Source organism: Algoriphagus sp., from assembly GCF_024305035.1.
Taxonomy (GTDB): domain Bacteria; phylum Bacteroidota; class Bacteroidia; order Cytophagales; family Cyclobacteriaceae; genus Algoriphagus.
This window is the reverse complement of record NZ_JAMWZB010000017.1, coordinates 43,391-61,806: the sequence shown is the minus strand read 5'-3', so window position 1 is coordinate 61,806 and position 18,416 is coordinate 43,391. Positions and strand designations below refer to the sequence as shown.

Here is an 18,416-nt window from a genome sequence, read left to right as displayed (position 1 = left end):
TTGGCGAAAATTAACTTAATTCTTTAAATTTTCAAATCCTGAGCGAAGATGGAGATCTCGCTGAGGAAAAGGAATTTCGATCCCCTCTTCTCCAAATTTCTTAAAAATTTCGTAATAGAGCTGGCTTTTGAGTACTTTCGGTTTGTTAATGTATTCGGAAGTCCAAATTCTCAGGTTGAAATTAATACTACTATCCCCATAATCTTCGAATAGTACGTCGGTTTCAGGCTTTTCCAAAACTCCTGGATTATCTTTTGCGACCTGAAGCAAAATCCTTTTTACCTTTTGAGGATCTTCTTTGTAGGAAACTCCCACCGGAAAATTAAACCGAACCATCCGATCACTGTGTGACCAATTGATCACTTGCGAATCAATAAACTGACTATTTGGGACAATTATCGTGATATTGTCATTAGTCACTACCATGGTGGCCCGAGCTGATATTTTGATCACATCGCCGGTAACGTCTCCAACTTCAATTCGGTCTCCGACTTTGATGGGTTGCTCAAATAAGATGATCAAGCCACTAATGAAATTGTTGGTGATATTCTGAAGACCAAAACCAATACCCACACCAATAGCTCCTGCCAAAACTCCCAAAGCACTGAGGTCGATTCCATTCGTCTGCAAAATGGTAAAAACACCAATAATGATCAGCAGGTATTTGACCATGGTGCCAATAGACTGTTTGGTGCCTAAGGCCAATTGGTAGCGGGCAAGAATTCGATCGACGAGTAACTTTCTGATCCACTCCGAAACAATAAATAAGGCAGCAAAAGAGAAAATTAAGGCCAGCAAAAGGCCTAGTGTTAGATGAGAATCACCAAGATGAAACAAGCTCAAATTCATGACTTCTTCCAGCCAAGAAATTAAATTAAAAGAATTGTCGCTTGAATTATTTATTGAATCGTTTTGCATGAAATATCGCAGGACATTAGCGTAATTTGAACTTAATTATACTTAAAAAAGCAAAGCCTCAACCCATCAGGTTTCAAAAAGTTTTGGTATTCGGTAGATTATTCTGTTTACTGGAGCTAGAACTATCACTTTTGAAATTTTTGATTGAATTTAGTTAATTTTGTGAAATGAGTCAGAAAAGAGAAGAATTAGAGCATCGTCTCAAACTCCGAAATATCAAGCCGGGAGATTATGAAGATATCCGTGAAATCATGATGTCTATTTATCAAGACAAAGGGATGGCATGGACTAGGCAAGAACTGAAAAATCAAATTAAGGCATTTCCCGAAGGACAGATTTGTATTGAGGATAATGGAAAGGTCGTTGCGGCGGCTTTCAGTATTATTGTGGACTATGCCAAATTCGGGGATAACCATACCTATGATCAAATCACGGGGTATGGAAAATTCGATACCCACGACCCGGAAGGGGACACACTCTATGGAACCGATGTGTTTGTACATCAGGAATACCGGGGGATGCGGCTGGGAAGGCGATTGTATGATTCCCGAAAGGAACTCTGTGAAAATCTAAATTTGCGTTCCATTATTGCCGGTGGCAGGATTCCGGGCTATGCCAATTATGCCGAGGAAATGACTCCCAGAAAATACATTGATTTGGTGAAAAATAGGGAAGTTTTTGACCCGGTTCTTTCTTTTCAGTTGGCCAATGAATTTCACGTCAGAAAAGTCATCACCAAATATTTACCCGAGGATAAGGATTCCAGAGCTTATGCCACTTTGCTCGAATGGATCAATATTTATTACGAAAAGGACGAAAAGCTCATTGGCAACAAAAAATCCATCGTTCGTCTCGGACTGGTTCAGTGGAAAATGCGACGCTTCTCCAATGTGGATGATTTGATGCAGCAAGTGGAGTTTTTTGTCGATACCGTATCCGGGTACAAATCAGATTTCTGCTTGCTCCCTGAGTTTTTTAATGCGCCGCTTTTGGCTGAATTTAACGATATGGATGCCTCGGAGGCAATCCGTAATTTGGCCGACTACACCGATGAAATCGTCAGTAGGATGAGTGATTTGGCTGTATCCTACAATGTGAATATCATCGCAGGATCCATGCCTGAGTATGATGGGAAAAAGCTCAGAAATGTTTCCTACCTCTGCCGAAGAGACGGAACACATGGAAAACAATACAAGCTTCACATTACCCCTGATGAGGCCTCATATTGGGGACTGCAGGGAGGGAATGGGATCCACGTTTTTGAAACTGATGCCGGTAGAGTGGGGATTTTGATTTGTTACGATGTTGAATTTCCGGAGTTGGGCAGAATTCTCGCCGAGCAGGATATGGATATTTTATTTGTTCCCTTTTGGACCGACACAAAAAATGCTTTCCTTCGAGTCAATACCTGCGCCAAATCGCGGGCGATCGAAAATGAGTGCTATGTTGCCATTACCGGATCGGTAGGGAATCTTCCCAAAGTCGAAAATATGGATATTCAGTATTCTCAGGCGGCAATTTACAGTCCTTCGGATTTCTCTTTTCCCCATGATTCGATCGTAGCTCAGGCCTCAGAAAATGCCGAAACTACCATCGTGGCAGACGTGGATTTGGACTTGTTGACCAAGCAACGAAAAGCAGGAAGCGTACGAAATCTTGAACAGCGTCGATTAGACCTCTATTCAATCCAATGGAAACAGAAAAAATAATTCAGGCTTATTTCGAAGCCGTTTCAGAAGAGGTCCTTGCCCAGGCAGCCAAAATCAAGCTCGTGATCACCGATGTGGACGGAGTGCTGACCGATGGTGGGATCATTTACGATGATCTCAAGACTGAATATAAAAAATACAATGTCAAAGATGGATTGATTGTTCAGCATCTTCGGAAAGCTCGAATTATGGTCGGGGCAATCACCGGCAGGTCTTCCCCGGTAGTTGAAAACCGCTGCGAAGAACTTCGGTTTGATTTTCATTATCACGGGATCAAGGATAAAGGGAAAAAGCTTCAAGAACTTTTGGAAACACTAGAAATTCAACTCGATGAAGTGGCTTATATTGGAGATGATTTGATCGATATTCCCGTCATGAGAGCAGTGGGTTTGGCCGTGGTTCCGGCAGATGCTTTGGAGTATGTCAAGCCGATGGCTACCTTTATTTCAAGATTTCCCGGAGGAAAAGGCGTATTTCGTGAAACGGCTGATTTGATTTTGTTTGCTCAGGGAAAGCTTTCAGGAATTATCCAATCTTATTTTGATTAACGCGATGATAAAAAAAAATACCCTTCCGATGAAAATCACCGAAAATGTGATTTTGGGAAGCGAGCGCCCCGTGTTGTTTTCAGGACCTTGTGCGGTTGAAAGCTATGATATTTGCCTGGAAATCGGCACAAAGGTAAAAGCTTGGGCCTCCGAAAACGGCTTTGACTATGTATTCAAAGCTTCCTTTGACAAGGCCAACCGAACTTCATCCGGATCTTTTCGAAGTATAGGAATGGATAAAAGTTTGGAAGTACTTCAGCGCGTGGGAAAGGCCTTGGAGGTTCCTTTGGTCACTGATATTCACGAAAGCTATCAAGCAGCCGAAGTGGCCGAAGTGGTGGATGTACTTCAAATTCCCGCATTTTTATGTCGTCAGACCGATTTGCTCTTGGCAGCTGCGGCAACAGGAAAGGCGGTAAAAATCAAGCGAGGGCAATTTATGGCCCCGGAGGACATGCAGTATGCGGTCAAAAAAGTACGCGAAGCAGGGAATGATCAGGTCTGTCTAACCGAACGGGGTTTTTCGCTCGGTTATCATAATCTAGTCGTAGATATGCGAGGACTTCCGATTATGCGTCAGTTTGCTCCGGTGGTTTTTGACATTACCCATTCGGTTCAGCAGCCCGGTGGCCAAGGGGGTAGCAGTGGGGGACAACGGGAGTTTGCTCCGATTTTAGCGCGTGCGGCAGCAGCAACAGGAATTGATGGGTTTTTCATCGAAACCCATCCTGAACCCAGTAAAGCCCTCAGTGATGGTCCAAATTTGATCCCCTTGCATCGAATGGGTGATTTTTTGGCGATGTTAAAAGAATCTTGGACTTTGGGTAGAAAATATCAAGATTTTCAGGTAGAATAGCGCATGCGCTTTCTGTTTCTACTTGCTGTTTTTCAATGGGGAATCGCTACTTTGGGGATGACCCAAGGGCAGGGGGAAAGAATTAAGTGGGCTTTAGCGCAGCAGGGTAAACAGCTTAACCCTGCTGAGCAAGCCGAACTTTTTGAGTTTTATCAAAAGCGGGAATTTAAGCCCATTTGGTTGGTCGATGGATTTCCGAACCGGCAGGCCCTTGCTTACCAAGAAATTCTTTCTCAGATTCATTACGAAGGCTTGGACCCGGAGGATTACCAGTTTTCCCGTATCAGCTTACTTTATTCCCAGTTTTCAAGTCGAAACTCGGTTCCTTTCACTCCGGAATTGGATGAGTGGGAAGTCCTATTGACCACTTCCTTTTACCGTTTGGTAAACCATCTTTACTATGGGAAAATAGATCCCGAACCGCTTCCCGGCATTTGGAAGGTTTACAAAAAAAAGAAACCTCAAGTGGCAATTCACTTCCTAACCAGATTGCCCATGGATCCGAATTTGACACGGATTTTTGGTGAGCTTCGTCCCCCGGATGCCCGGTATTGGTCTGGGGTAGAATTAATGAAGCAACTTCAGGAAGAAATGAAGGATTTTCCAAGTGGATTCAACGAGATTTCCTTTTCCCAGACCCTGGAGCTGGGGGAAAAAAGTATTCATCTCCCACTGATTCGGGAACGACTTGCTCAGTTGGGTTATTCTAGTGGGAACGATTCCGGATCTGATCCCACCGAATTTGACTCGATCACTTGGCTGGCGATTAAGAAGCTTCAAAAAGAAAACCGGTTAGAACCCGATGGGGTGATCGGGAAAAACACCCTGGCTGTCTTAAATGCTTCTCCAACATCCAAGATGGATCAAATCTCGGTCAACCTGGAGCGAATGCGCTGGATGCCTCAGGAATTTTGGGAAGGGAAACGAATTGTGGTCAATGTGGCTGATTTTCAAATGAGTTATTTAGATGATGCCGATACGCTTTTCACCTCTGAAATCATTGTGGGTACGGTAAAAAATCAAACGCCTATTTTCTCAGCAGAGCTGGATCATTTGGTGTTTAGTCCTTATTGGAATGTCCCTTTATCTATCATTCAAAACGAACTCATTCCAGCTATCAGGCGTAATCCGGATTATTTGGCACGAAATAAAATGGAAGTGACTTCCCATGCTGGAAAAGTAATTCACCCAAGTTCTGTTCATTGGGACCTGCGCCCATTTCCTTACCTGATTCGGCAAAAGCCGGGACCGCATAATTCGTTGGGTTTGGTAAAATTTATGTTTCCCAATCCCTACCAAGTATACTTGCATGATACCCCTGCCAAACAATTATTTTTCAAAGCTTCCAGAGCATTCAGTCATGGCTGTATTCGAATGAAAAAGCCCCAGGAATTTGCTGAGATTCTTTTGAAAGATAATCCCAACTGGACCATTCAAAAAATACGAGAAGCCATGACCCGGGATCAGGAGACTCAGGTTGATTTGAATGAGAAAATACCGGTATGGGTGCTTTACTTTACGTTTTGGATGGATGAAAAGGGGCAGCCCAAATTCATTCAAGATGTGTACGGCTTGGATCGGGAAGTTCTTCGGCTCCTAAATAAGTAACTAAGGTTGAAGTAGGGGAGGATTGGATAAGTAGTCGGGATCATTGCCATAAATAAAAAGCAAGGCACCATCTTTCATTAAATCAATTGCCGTAGCTGAGAGGGCGGAGGGTAAGGCTGGACAGCCCAAACTGCGCCCCAGCCGACCCGTGGCTTCGGCAAACTCTTCGGTGGCATAATCAGCCCCATGGATCACAATGGCACGATTTCTTGCCTGATCATTAACTCCTTTTTCTAAACCATCCAAGCGTAACGAATAGCCATGCTTCCCCTGGTAGGTTTCCGCAGTTTTGAAGAATCCTAGGCTACTTTGATACGATTCTGGGCGATTGGAAAACTGAGTAGCCATGAGTTGGCCTGAGTTTCGGCCATGGGAAACGACCGAATGAAATAGAACTTTCCCGTTTTTGGGATCAATGACCCAGAGTCGCTTGGCCGTGGAGGGAAGGCTAAAATCGATGATGACTAAATTGGGATTTTCCAGTTTTTGATGAAGTTTTTGATACCCTTCCATCGCCAAGTCAAGGATGGTAGAATTGGGGACTTGCCAATAATTGGCTTTCAGTCGATCATAGAGGGAAACCTCTTTTTTAGCAGGAATTTCAGTCCGGGTTTCCCAGCTAGTTGAGCTTGGTAAAATCGAAGTATTCTCAAACCAAAGCATGAGTATCACCGAGATAAGATGGATAGTCGGCATAGGCAGCGTTTAGTGGATGATAATTTCTAGTGCCATGAAGTGAACTATCAAAGGCCTATAATTCGTTCAACTCATGAAAAAATAATCAGCTTGGGCAACGGTGCAGAATGATTATTTTTGCAGAAAAATTTAAGTAAATAAATAATTGAATAGCAGGAGATTGAAAAATTTGTTTAAAGAAATTTAATTAAAATTAAACAAAATTTGAAAAACTGCTGTTCCAATTCCTGATGAACGTATCCGTATTTCGCAAAGAACATTTCAACGCAGCACACCGCCTGCACAATCCATCTTGGTCAGCTGAAGAAAACCAAGCAATATTTGGAAAATGTAATAATGCCAACTATCATGGGCACAATTATGATTTAATCGTGCAGTTGCGTGGAGAAATCGATCCCAAAACCGGCTATGTATACGATATGAAGGTGCTCAGCGATCTGATCAAAGAGCACGTCTTAACTAAATTTGACCACAAAAATTTAAACTTGGATACCGATGAATTCAAAGATCTCAACCCTTCCGCTGAAAATATTGCAGTGGTTATTTGGAATATTTTGAGGGAAAAAATTGATCGGAAATTCGAATTAATAATTCGACTTTATGAAACAGAAAGAAACTATGTTGAATACGATGGGAATTGATTTGGCCCGCGCTTCCTTCGAAGAGTTCGGAGAAGAGCATGTTGGAACCTCCCTTGAGACTCCGCTCAGAGAAGATGCTTTTGAGATGGATGATGATCTCAAGGTCGAGCTAATTGAAAAACATTTTCGCGAGATCATGAATATTCTCGGGCTGGATCTGACAGATGACAGCTTGAAGGGTACTCCTCATCGTGTTGCAAAAATGTACGTCAAAGAAGTTTTTGCGGGCTTGAACCCCAAAAACAAACCGGCTGCGAAGCTTTTTGAAAACAAATACAAATACAGTGAAATGTTGGTTGAAAAGGACATTACTTTTCACTCCCACTGCGAGCATCATTTTGTACCGATCTACGGCAAGGCCCACGTGGCCTACATCTCCAATGGAAATGTCATCGGATTATCCAAGATTAACCGAATCGTACAGTATTACGCCAAGCGCCCACAAGTGCAAGAGCGTTTGACCATGCAGATCGGAAATGAGCTCAAGGAAGTATTGGGAACCGACGATGTCGCTGTGATCATGGATGCCTATCACATGTGTGTGAGTTCGAGAGGAGTAAATGACACCAATAGCTCCACAGTCACTTCATTTTTTTCCGGAAAGTTTGAAGTGGACGAGCAATCGCGGAATGAGTTTCTAAACTATGTCAGTCTAAAGAAATAAGGAGTCAATCCAGGCTAAACCAACTTATTAGAACCGGACTCCTCGTCCGGTTTTTTCGTTTTTACCGCAAACAAAATATAGCCTTAGATGCTTTATTTAATATGGAAAACAAACACATGAAAGGAAAAAATATTGTAATCATTGGAGGAAATTCAGGCATTGGAAAAGCGGTAGTTTCGCTTTTGGAAGCGCAACAAGCCAATTTATTTCTGTATTCAAAAAGTGGTCAAGGAACTACTGAGTTGGACATTACCGCTGATTTTGAGCAGATGCCCAACCTACCGGAAACCATAGATGGCTTGGTCTATCTTCCGGGTACAATTAATTTGAAACCCTTTCATCGAATTTCCATGTCGGATTTTCAGCATGAGTTAGAAATTAATTTCTTTGGGGCGGTTCGTGTTCTTCAACAAAGCATGAAAGGCTTGAAGAAATCCAGTTCACCTTCGGTTGTGTTGTATAGTACGGTAGCAGTGCAAACTGGGATGGGTTTCCACTCGGGCATAGCAGCTGCTAAAGGTGCAGTTGAAGGACTTACCCGATCCCTTGCTGCAGAATGGGCCCCGGCCAAAATCCGAGTAAATGCAATTGCCCCATCCCTAACAGACACCCCCTTGGCCGCTTCGCTTCTTTCTACCGAGGACAAAAAAGAAGCCAGCCATAAACGACATCCGCTGGGTAGAATCGGAAGTCCAGAAGATATTGCCCATGCCACCCTATTTTTGCTGTCCGAATCCTCCTCCTGGATGACAGGTCAAATCATTCATTTGGATGGAGGAATGTCCAATTTGAAATAAAAGTCAAAACAATTTTAACTAATTATTGTAATTACATAGGGTACGGTCCCGAGAAGATAGCGTTGTGAATATGAAGACACCACCTGAATCATTCCTGCTTTTTAAGGAAGAGTTGAGGAAAGCCCAACTGGAAAAAGAGAGGCTGAAGAAAGACTATGAAAATAAACTCGCTGATGTCAATCAAGAACTTGCCAGACTTAAGGAGCAAATCAGGTCGCAGCAGGACATGATGCGCACCACACTCGAATATGCTTCAAACCTTGAAGTTCGTCTTGAACAATTCAAAGAAGAAGTTCATCGTTCTGAAAATCAGCGTAAAAAATCCATATATTAATTCCATCATCTTGCCATGAACGACACTTTCTACCCCTCCGAAACGCGAGATTTTGAACTTGCCTTTGAAGAAAAATATGCCAGGGCACTCATTAGTCCTGAGAAAAAAATTGTGATCTGTGAGCTGTTAGCAGACTACATTCCAATCGATGATTTCAAAGAGGCTTTTCATCGCATCGGAGAAATTGTAAAAGCCGGAGATTTCGAAAAATTTATTTTTGACAAGCGCTCCCTTCGCGCCTTTCACCAACCGACCATGGAATGGTATTTTATTTATTGGAAGCGTGAAATGCTGGAATATGGAATTAAAACCCATCGTAAAATTCTGCCCGATGAAAAGTGGTTTGAAAAGATGGTTCAAATTGCCAAAGCTCAGATCCTTCAAACCTATCCGGATAACATCATTGATCAGCTAGATATCAAATACTGCGATTCAATCGAAGAGGCCATTAACCTATGATCAAGTACTTTTCCAAAGATTCCATCTTGGAATCGGATTCGTTTTTCAGAAGAAATCTGATTAACTGTCTTTCTGGCTACAAGAGTCTCAATTTAATAGGAACTCAAGATTCAGGCGGAAAAACGAATCTAGCGCCTTTCTCACAGGTATTTCACATAGGGGCTTCCCCACCTTTGATCGGAATTTTATTTCGTCCCCATACCGTCAAGCGAGACACTTTGGAGAATATCCTAGAAACTGGCTTTTTTACCTTAAATCAGGTGACTCCTTCTTTTTATAAAGAAGCCCATTGGACTTCGGGGCGATGGGAGGGAAGTGAGTTTGAGGGGACAGGTCTTCAACCCGAATATGTTGAGGATTTTTCAGCTCCTTTTGTAAAAGGTAGTCCAGTGAAATTAGGATGTAGTTTGGTGGAAACCCAAACCCTGAAAGTTAATCAAACGGTACTGGTTATTGGGAGTATCGATCATATATTTGTGGAGGAAAAAGGTCTGAGAGGGGATGGATCGCTGGATTTAACTGCCTTGGAAACAGTCACGGTTTCTGGACTCGATGAATATTATGTCGGTAAAAAGCTGGCAAGATTAAGCTACGCCAAAGCGGACCGGCGAGTTGAAGAGATATAAAAATTACGTAAAAAGGTTAACTAATTTTTGTAATTTGCTCCAGAATGCCTTTCTGAACAAAAAACTTTCTGCGATATGAAAAATGCCTTCCTTTTGGCAATTTTTGGTTTTTGGTTGATTTCATGCGAGACTTCTAACCAAATTGATGGGGAAGGAGTGGGCCAGATTCCCGAATTGACTTTGGTGGACAGCATGCAAATTGATCGCTTGGTAGTTCCCACACTTTTAGATTACAGCAAGGACGGAAAGTATTTTCTGTTCTTTGATTATAAAAGCAATGAATTGATTTTAACCGATCCTTTAGGAAAAGTAATCATCGCCGTTAATCGCTCGGAGGATGGACCCAATAGTTATAAATCCGGTTATTTTTCCGCCTGTAGGTTTGTGGAAGAAAATCGAATTTTGGTCGATACCTATCAGGGAAGTTTTTTGTACGACTTAGCGTTTAATCTGATGGATTCCAAACCAGCCACTATTCAAACACTAAGCAGAATGCTAGGGGATACCCCAAGTTTTGTAGTGGGCGAAAATCATCAATTCAAATTCGGCTATTTAGAATCAGATCTTGATCAGATACGGGTGGACGATCAAGTAAAAATGGAGGATTATGATTTTTTGAAAGTAAGTAATCTCGAGGGGGAAGTGGTGTTTTCTTCCCAAGTGCCCCGCTCTGTAAATTACATTCAACAACCCGGTCAATACATGGGTTTTGATCCTATTGCTAAAATTGAAAATGATCGAATTTATTTACAATTCATGCTTACCCCCATTCTATACACGTATCGTTTTCCTGAACTTGAGCTATTGGATTCTGTGAACTTAAATCCGGGTGAAGATTTCCAACCCACTGAGCCTGCTCTCGAACTGGAAAATTTCGGGATATTTTTTGAGGACCTGAAAGGTTCTCGCTACCAAAATTTTATCTTTTCCAATGGTTACCTGCTCACCTGGTACCTCAAAGGTGCTCCCGATGAGGAAGTAGATGCACTTGATCGGCGCGTGGTGGGCGACGAAAAATACCAAGCTTTGGAGAAAAAATATAAAGTACCTGTGTATCAGATTTTTAAAGATCAAGCTAAAATCTGGGAAGGAGAGTGGCCCATTGCGCTAAAGGTGAAAAAAGACTTACTGTATTCGGTCAATGCCAAACCCGGTGAAGATGCCAATGCGGTGGAACAAGAAGTGCAGACCTTTTATTTTTATGAACTCCGGTAACCATTTTTTGCTCAGGGAAGTGATGTTCAAAAACCTAACCATATGAAACTACTTGAGCTCACCGATTTCGGACTTTTTTGTCCACCTGCGGGGGTCTTTATCGACCCTTGGCGACCTGTGGATCGGGCAATAATTACCCATGCGCATTCGGATCATTCCCGCTGGGGAATGAAGCATTATTTGGCCCATCACGATTCAGCTGAAGTAATGAAACTTCGTTTGGGTGCAGCAATCAGCTTAGAAACCCGGGACTATGGTCAGGAATTCATCCTAAACGGAGTGAAAATTTCCCTTCATCCTGCGGGACATATTCCCGGATCGGCTCAAATCAGGTTAGAGTACAAAGGAAAAATCGCCGTAGTCAGTGGGGATTATAAAGTAGAAGATGATGGCCTATCGGTTCCTTTTGAGCCTGTGAAGTGCCATGAATTTGTGTCTGAATGTACTTTTGGATTGCCAATCTACAAGTGGGAGCCTCAGCAGGAGATTTTTAATCAGGTCAATTCGTGGTGGAAAACCAATGCCTTAGATGGACGCAATTCAGTACTTTTCGCTTATTCCTTGGGCAAGGCTCAACGAATCTTAAAACACCTGGATCCCAGCATCGGGAAGATTTTCGTCCATGGTGCCGTTTGGAATACCAATCAAGCTCTGCTTACCAATGGGGTGGACCTACCTCAAGTCCCTAAGGTAAGTCAGGATACGCCCAAAAGTGAATTTACGGGGGCTTTGATTATTGCTCCGCCTTCGGCTTTTGGAACGCCCTGGATGCGCCGATTTTCACCCTATCGAACTGGAATTTGTTCCGGTTGGATGGCAGTGCGTGGAACCCGGAGGAGACGGGCTGCCGATCGGGGATTTGTACTTTCTGATCATGCGGATTGGGAGGGGTTAATTCAGGCCATCGCGTCCACAGGGGCAGAGAAAGTGTACTTAACCCATGGGAGTACAGCTTCTTTTGGACGGTTTTTACAAGAAGAAAAAGGTATTGATGCGGTAGAGCTTCAGACACTTTTTGGTGGAGAAGAGGTGGATTAAGTCGCGTTTTTGAAGTATTTCTAGTATCTTCATTCTGCTCACCTGATTTGAGAATAGCAAATCGGGCTTGACTTAAAACCTCACCTGGCAGGGATGATGATTCCTTTGAATGAGATTCCTGCTGCGCGCCGAAAAAGAACCCTTAACAGATGAATTCGAGCCTAAAATTCCTCCTGATTTTATTCCTTATTGCAGCCTGCCAATCCAAGGATGAACCGATCAAAACACCTTATTTTAACTCGGTAAGGGGAGAAATTCCATTGGATTCCTTGGGTTTGACACTGATTCATGAACATTTGCTGGTGGATTTTATCGGTGCGGACGCTGTAAGTATGGATCGCTGGGATCGGGATTCGGTAATCCAGAAAGTACTTCCCTATTTAATGGAAGTAAAGAAATTTGGGGTAAAAACCATGTTGGACTGTACTCCTTCTTTTCTGGGAAAGGATCCTATTCTGCTTGAGCAACTCAGCGAAAAATCCGGAATTCAACTGCTCACCAATACGGGGTATTATGGAGCCGTGGAGGGAAAATATTTGCCGGCCCACGCCTACAGCGAATCGGCAGCGCAACTTGCTGAGCGATGGGTAGCTGAATTTGAAAAGGGGATAGGGGAAACCGGCATCAAACCGGCTTTTATCAAAATTTCGGTCAATGAAACCGACCCCCTTTCCTCCATGGATCAAAAACTGGTTAAAGCTGCGGGGCTGACTCATCAAAGAACTGGCTTGACGATTGCCTCCCATACTGGAACGTGGAACACTGCGGCACAAGAGCTGGCAATTCTTCAGGAAATGGGAGTAGACCCTTCTGCTTTTGTCTGGGTCCATGCCCAAGCCGAAGAGGATTTTGAAAACTATAAAAAAGCTGCGGAATTGGGGGTGTGGATTTCCTTGGATGGAATTGGATGGAGGCTTAGCCCGTATGTGGATCGCTTGATTTATGCAAAAGAAAATGGGTTTTTAGACCAAGTTTTGATTTCCCATGATGCGGGCTGGTATGATCCTTCCCAAATTGGAGGTGGCGAATTTCAGCCCTTTACCACTATTTTTGAAGAGTTGATTCCCCTTCTCAACGAAAAGGGATTTGAGCAGGAAGATTGGAATCAGCTGCTACAGGAAAATCCCAAACAGGCATTTCAAGGACGTTTGTAACTTCATATTCCTCAGCGAAGGAATCTAATTTTATAAGAGGTGTAAAATCCCTGTGGATTTTAACAATTGAAATTCAGGGAGTTTCCTTTCATTCTTCCTCAAAAGATGGAAACTCCACCAAATTTTCTTTGCCAACCTTTACCAAACCATTCGTCCTGCTTACCTTTGCGCATGGCAGAACAAATTTTGATCCTCGATTTTGGTTCTCAGTACACTCAACTCATCGCCCGAAGAGTGAGAGAACTGAATGTATATTGTGAAATCCACCCCTTTAATAATCTTCCGGAAATCACCGATGATATCAAAGGTATCATTCTATCAGGCTCACCCTGTAGCGTGCGTGATGAAGGGGCACCAGATCTAGATTTGGATAGTCTTCGAGGGAAGCTACCGATTTTGGGTGTCTGCTACGGATCACAACTATTAGCCCATAAATATGGAGGTGAGGTCTTGCCTTCCACCATCAGAGAGTACGGACGAGCCAATCTTGATCACATTGATCTGCATCATGATTTGTTGAAAGAGATGACCCATGGGTCTACCGTTTGGATGTCCCATGGGGATACCATAAAAAAACTACCGGAAGGATTTGAGGTGATTGCAAGTACATCCTCGGTGGAAGTGGCAGCTTTTAAGATTGAAGGTGAGAAAACATACGGAATTCAGTTTCATCCCGAGGTTACCCATTCTACGGAAGGAAAGAATCTTTTGAGAAACTTTGTAGTCAGTATCTGTGGCTGTTCGCAAGATTGGACTTCGGATGTGTTTATTGATGCCACCGTGGCAGACCTGAAGGAAAAAATCGGTTCGGATAAGGTCGTTATGGGACTTTCTGGTGGTGTAGATTCCTCGGTAGCGGCCACGCTGATTCATCGTGCAATTGGGGATCAGCTAACCTGTGTATTTGTGGATAATGGGTTACTTCGCAAAAATGAATTTGAAGAGGTGCTGCATTCCTACAAGGATATGGGATTGAATGTCATCGGAGTGGATGCCAAGCAGCGATTTTACGATGCTTTGGCAGGGATTTCCGATCCTGAAGCCAAAAGAAAAGCGATTGGGAGAGCATTTATTGAAGTCTTTGATGATGAAGCCCATAAAATTGAGGGGGTTAAATGGCTGGGACAAGGAACCATTTATCCTGATGTGATTGAATCGGTCTCTGTCAAGGGTCCCTCGGCCACAATCAAGTCTCATCACAATGTGGGAGGGCTACCGGATTTTATGAAATTGGCTGTGGTAGAGCCGCTCAATACCTTGTTTAAGGATGAAGTAAGAGAAGTGGGCAGAGCCCTGGAGATTCCCGAAACGATCGTCGGTAGGCATCCTTTTCCAGGTCCCGGGTTGGCAATTCGTATTTTGGGGGACATCACTCCAGAAAAAGTAGCCACGTTGCAGGAAGTGGATCATATTTTTATTCAGGGATTGAAAAACCACGGGCTTTACGATCAGGTCTGGCAGGCTGGCGCCATTTTGCTACCCATTCAGTCGGTAGGTGTCATGGGGGATGAGCGTACCTACGAACGAGTGGTTGCACTCCGGGCGGTAGGTTCAGTGGACGGAATGACCGCAGACTGGATTCATTTACCTTATGAATTTCTGGGGAAAATGTCCAATGAAATCATCAATCGGGTCAAAGGAGTGAACCGAGTCGTTTATGACATTTCTTCCAAGCCACCCGCAACTATTGAGTGGGAATAATCTAATCAGAATTTTGAACCCGGAGATCCTTCTTCGGGTTTTTCTTTAGTCTACGTATTTCGGCCCGAACTTTGGGTTTGAAAATAATGGTTTAAATTTGCCTACTCTGTAGCGATATCCCCTTATTCATGCAAAAACTTGTCTTTTTATTCGCCTTTTTTTTAGTTTCTATTCAGCTTTCTGCCCAAAATTTACCTCAGGGGTATGAGCGAGGCAAAGTGCTGCTTAATTCCAGAAGTTATGCGGAGGCGATTTCTGCCTTTGAGCCATTGATGAATTCGGATGAATATGGAAACTTGGCCAACTATGCAAAATTTTATGCCGCTACGGCTGCCTTGGAACTCAGCCGGACCGAGGAGGCCATCGGCTGGCTTCAACCCCTGGTTTCCCAAACTTGGACCCATCAAAATGAATCTAAATTTTTGCTAGCCAAAGCCTATTTTCAGAATCAACAAGCCGCAGAAGCACTTCGATTAGTCTTGGAGCTTCAAAAAACCGATCTCAATGAATCCGTTCAAAATATGGTCTATGATTATTTGGTTCAACGTAGTCCTGATTTTTTAACTCGTAATATCCGGGAGTTTCAAGAAATCCCAGCTTATCGGGCCGCCTTGAGTACCATCCTGACGGAAAAAAATGTGCTTTCCTCCGATGAGCGCTCCTTGTATTATGAATTGAAAGGGATGGGGATCACCGGAACCGAAGCGAAAATTAAAGACCAGATTCTTGATTTGGTGGTGATTTTACCCTTTACCGACGGGAATAATTCCAGGTTGGAAAGGGTGGATCCGAGTTCCTTCACCTATGAGTTGTTTCAAGGAATTCGGCTTGGAGTCAGTCAGTTGCGAAAAGAAGGAGTAAAAGTCAATTTAATCAGTTTTGACTCCAAGCGAGATCTTGCTCACCTTCGAAATATTTTGGAGGACCCTGCTGTTGCCCAAGCGGATTTAATTATCGGCCCCATTTATCCCGAGGAAGCGGATTTGGTCAGTGCATTTGCAGAAAATGCTCAAATTCCATTCATCCATCCTCTGTCCAATTTAGCAGACCGGTTTGAAGATCGTGCCTTTAGTTTTCTGTTTCGGCCTTCTGTTTCCGATTTGGTGGATGGAGTGGTGAGCAATCTGAAAGGTAGAAATTGGGGGAAAAGGATCGCCATTGGCTATTCGGGGAGTACTCGAGACGTGCAGATGAGTGAATTACTAACCGCCAAACTTGCCCAAGAAGGGTTTGATTTAGTAGCTAAAATGGAGCTGAATCCAGGGAATGCGGCAAAGTTTTTAACAGATTTGCGGGTGCTCCCAAGTCGGGACAGTGCAGATGTACGGGCAAATCAGGTAATCGTGCTGACCGATGATCCCTCCATTGCCCAGCCCACACTTTCCTACATTGAATCGGTAACAGCTAATGTGCCGATTTTGGTAATGGATTCTTGGTTGGGTTTTAATTTCGCCAATTATGAAATGCTTGAGTTTCCCAATTTCTTTTTTATCTCCAATAATACGCCCCGGTTTGACTCCCAAGAAATGGAAGATTTCCGGCAGGATTTTTACGATCGTTATTTGATTTTTCCCTCAATCAATGCCATTCTGGGCTCGGAGTTGATCCATTGGGTGGGAGCGAACTTTTCTTCTTCTACCTCTGGAACCCTCCGTGATCGGTTTGCAGCAGGTGAGTTTTTACCCGGAAAGTTGACTTGGGGATTTGATTTCAAAGACAGTAATTCCAATCAATTTGTACCTGTTTTCGGAATGGAGGCAGGAGAATTAAAACCTATTAATTAATTCATGAAAATTTCAGAAAGCAAGCGGCTTTTTGCTCATGCCCAGAATTTTATACCCGGAGGAGTCAATTCCCCTGTACGTGCTTTTCGTGCGGTAGGAGGGGATCCCCTCTTTATTAAACGAGCGGATGGAGCCTTCATTTTTGATGAAGATGACAATGCCTACATCGAGTTGATCAATAGCTGGGGCCCCATGATTTTGGGGCACAATCATCCCTTGATCCGTCAGGCAGTGATTGAAGCGATGGATAATGGAACTTCATTTGGAGCACCCACGGCCAAGGAAATCGAAATTGCTGAGCTGATCGTACAGATGGTTCCTTCGGTGGAAAAGGTCAGAATGGTCAATTCAGGAACAGAGGCAACCATGTCTGCCATTCGAGTAGCCCGTGGGTTTACCGGAAGAGACAAATTCATCAAAATGGAAGGACACTACCATGGACATGGAGATTCATTTTTGATCTCTGCGGGTTCGGGTGCTATCACGATGGGAAATCCCGATTCCCCGGGTGTGACCAAAGGAACGGCTCAAGACACGCTTTTGGCACCTTACAATTCCTTAGCAGCAATCGAAGAGCTAGTGGCAGCCAATAAAGGAGAAATCGCTGCGTTGATTTTGGAACCTGTTCCAGGAAATATGGGCTTGACCATCCCCTTTCCTGGTTATTTACAAGGCCTGCGTGAAATTTGTACCCGAGAAGGCATCGTGTTGATTTTTGACGAGGTGATGACCGGTTTTCGCCTTGCCCCTGGTGGAGCTCAGGAGCTTTTTGGAGTGACACCGGATATGACTACCCTAGGTAAAATTATAGGTGGAGGAATGCCTGTAGGCGCATATGGCGGTAAAAAAGAAATCATGGAGCATGTTTCTCCGGCAGGACCGGTTTATCAAGCGGGCACCTTGTCAGGAAATCCTATTGCCATGTCTGCAGGCTTGGCCATGCTCAATTACCTCAATGATCATCGCCAGGTCTATGGTGAACTGTTGACCATAGGTCGAAAAATCGCCGAGGGAATCATGAAAATCAACCTGGAATTAGGCTATAATTATACGGTGAATCACTTGGGAAGCATGTACTCTTTGTTTTTTAGTCAAGACCCGGTGGTTGATTTTGAATCGGCCAAAAAGTCGGACACCCAACTCTTTGGCAACTATTTCCAAGCCATGCTTAAAAGAGGAGTTTATTTGGCTCCTTCTCAATTTGAGAGCTTGTTTTTATCCACGGCACTTCGAGATGACTTGATTTCTCAAATCCTCCAAGCTCATCGGGAAAGCATGAAAGAAATTCATTCGATTTAACTACCTATTTTATGTCAATCACTGTATACGGAATCAAAAACTGCAATACCATGAAGAAAACTTTTGAGTTCTTAGACTCAAAAGGAGTAGGGTATGATTTTGTGGATTATAAAAAGCAAAAACCCACACCGGAATTGTTGTACGGGTTTTTGAAAAAAACCGAGTTGGCCAGTCTAGTCAATAAAAAAGGAATGACTTATCGGAAGATGGATGAAGATCAACGGGCTGATTTGGAAAAAGAAGCCACTGCCATTCCCATTTTGATCGAACACTCCAGCATGATCAAACGTCCTGTGATCACCTTTCCCAATGGGGAGATTACCTTGGGATTTGATCCCGAATCCATCGAAAAACAGCTTTAAAAAATCT

General features: G+C 43.4%; 19 protein-coding genes. 17 read left to right on the top strand and 2 right to left on the bottom strand.

Annotation, left to right across the window (positions count from 1 at the left end; genetic code table 11):
* Positions 1-15: 15 nt before the first annotated feature.
* A complete protein-coding gene (locus tag Q0L00_RS11315; RefSeq protein ID WP_297336986.1) occupies positions 16-918 on the bottom strand; it encodes a mechanosensitive ion channel domain-containing protein in 903 nt (300 codons plus the stop codon).
* A 167-nt stretch (positions 919-1,085) separates the two neighbouring features.
* On the opposite strand from Q0L00_RS11315, the gene Q0L00_RS11310 reads away from it, so the two are divergent.
* From Q0L00_RS11310 to Q0L00_RS11295, 4 genes are read left to right on the top strand one after another with little or no spacing between them, the layout of a single operon-like run.
* Entirely contained in the window at positions 1,086-2,627 is a 1,542-nt protein-coding gene (locus Q0L00_RS11310; protein ID WP_297336985.1) for a GNAT family N-acetyltransferase, read from the top strand.
* Entirely contained in the window at positions 2,609-3,175 is a 567-nt protein-coding gene (locus Q0L00_RS11305; protein WP_297336984.1) for an HAD-IIIA family hydrolase, read from the top strand. The genes Q0L00_RS11310 and Q0L00_RS11305 overlap by 19 nt, the downstream gene beginning before the upstream one ends.
* A gap of 7 nt (positions 3,176-3,182) precedes the next feature.
* A complete protein-coding gene (gene kdsA / locus Q0L00_RS11300) occupies positions 3,183-4,031 on the top strand; it encodes a 3-deoxy-8-phosphooctulonate synthase (RefSeq protein WP_297337020.1) in 849 nt (282 codons plus the stop codon).
* Between the two features lie 3 nt (positions 4,032-4,034).
* Positions 4,035-5,639: a L,D-transpeptidase family protein gene (locus tag Q0L00_RS11295; RefSeq protein ID WP_297336983.1), complete on the top strand. Its 1,605-nt coding sequence runs from the start codon at positions 4,035-4,037 to the stop codon at positions 5,637-5,639.
* On the opposite strand, the gene Q0L00_RS11290 is transcribed toward Q0L00_RS11295, so the two are convergent.
* Entirely contained in the window at positions 5,640-6,335 is a 696-nt protein-coding gene (locus tag Q0L00_RS11290) for a murein L,D-transpeptidase catalytic domain family protein (RefSeq protein ID WP_297336982.1), read from the bottom strand.
* Between the two features lie 230 nt (positions 6,336-6,565).
* Here Q0L00_RS11290 and Q0L00_RS11285 point away from each other — a divergent pair, with 230 nt between their 5' ends.
* The 13 genes from Q0L00_RS11285 to Q0L00_RS11225 all read left to right on the top strand — a co-directional run bounded on the left by Q0L00_RS11285 (position 6,566) and on the right by Q0L00_RS11225 (position 18,409).
* Positions 6,566-6,976, top strand: a complete 411-nt coding sequence (locus Q0L00_RS11285) for a 6-carboxytetrahydropterin synthase (RefSeq protein ID WP_297336981.1) — start codon at positions 6,566-6,568, stop codon at positions 6,974-6,976.
* Positions 6,936-7,640 (top strand): GTP cyclohydrolase I FolE, encoded by a 705-nt coding sequence (gene folE / locus Q0L00_RS11280; RefSeq protein ID WP_297336980.1) that lies wholly within the window; start codon positions 6,936-6,938, stop codon positions 7,638-7,640. The genes Q0L00_RS11285 and folE overlap by 41 nt, the downstream gene beginning before the upstream one ends.
* Before the next feature lie 116 nt (positions 7,641-7,756).
* Complete coding sequence (locus Q0L00_RS11275; protein WP_297336979.1) at positions 7,757-8,437, top strand: SDR family oxidoreductase; 681 nt, start codon at positions 7,757-7,759, stop codon at positions 8,435-8,437.
* A gap of 70 nt (positions 8,438-8,507) precedes the next feature.
* The gene (locus Q0L00_RS11270; protein ID WP_297336978.1) at positions 8,508-8,771 is read left to right on the top strand and encodes a hypothetical protein; all 264 of its coding nucleotides are present in this window, start codon (positions 8,508-8,510) and stop codon (positions 8,769-8,771) included.
* A gap of 15 nt (positions 8,772-8,786) precedes the next feature.
* The gene (locus tag Q0L00_RS11265; RefSeq protein ID WP_297336977.1) at positions 8,787-9,230 is read left to right on the top strand and encodes a hypothetical protein; all 444 of its coding nucleotides are present in this window, start codon (positions 8,787-8,789) and stop codon (positions 9,228-9,230) included.
* Positions 9,227-9,856, top strand: a complete 630-nt coding sequence (locus tag Q0L00_RS11260; RefSeq protein ID WP_297336976.1) for a flavin reductase family protein — start codon at positions 9,227-9,229, stop codon at positions 9,854-9,856. The genes Q0L00_RS11265 and Q0L00_RS11260 overlap by 4 nt, the downstream gene beginning before the upstream one ends.
* Before the next feature lie 75 nt (positions 9,857-9,931).
* Positions 9,932-11,071, top strand: coding sequence for a hypothetical protein (locus tag Q0L00_RS11255; protein ID WP_297336975.1), 1,140 nt, complete (start codon positions 9,932-9,934; stop codon positions 11,069-11,071).
* 42 nt (positions 11,072-11,113) lie between these two features.
* On the top strand, positions 11,114-12,109 hold the full coding sequence (locus Q0L00_RS11250; RefSeq protein ID WP_297336974.1) for a ligase-associated DNA damage response exonuclease: 996 nt from the start codon (positions 11,114-11,116) through the stop codon (positions 12,107-12,109).
* Between the two features lie 149 nt (positions 12,110-12,258).
* A complete protein-coding gene (locus Q0L00_RS11245; protein WP_297336973.1) occupies positions 12,259-13,263 on the top strand; it encodes a phosphotriesterase in 1,005 nt (334 codons plus the stop codon).
* A gap of 171 nt (positions 13,264-13,434) precedes the next feature.
* A complete protein-coding gene (guaA, locus tag Q0L00_RS11240; RefSeq protein ID WP_297336972.1) occupies positions 13,435-14,964 on the top strand; it encodes a glutamine-hydrolyzing GMP synthase in 1,530 nt (509 codons plus the stop codon).
* Positions 14,965-15,092: 128 nt separating this feature from the next.
* On the top strand, positions 15,093-16,748 hold the full coding sequence (locus Q0L00_RS11235; protein WP_297336971.1) for an ABC transporter substrate-binding protein: 1,656 nt from the start codon (positions 15,093-15,095) through the stop codon (positions 16,746-16,748).
* 3 nt (positions 16,749-16,751) lie between these two features.
* The gene (hemL, locus tag Q0L00_RS11230) at positions 16,752-18,047 is read left to right on the top strand and encodes a glutamate-1-semialdehyde 2,1-aminomutase (protein ID WP_297336970.1); all 1,296 of its coding nucleotides are present in this window, start codon (positions 16,752-16,754) and stop codon (positions 18,045-18,047) included.
* A gap of 11 nt (positions 18,048-18,058) precedes the next feature.
* On the top strand, positions 18,059-18,409 hold the full coding sequence (locus Q0L00_RS11225; RefSeq protein ID WP_297336969.1) for a Spx/MgsR family RNA polymerase-binding regulatory protein: 351 nt from the start codon (positions 18,059-18,061) through the stop codon (positions 18,407-18,409).
* The last annotated feature ends 7 nt before the right edge of the window (positions 18,410-18,416 follow it).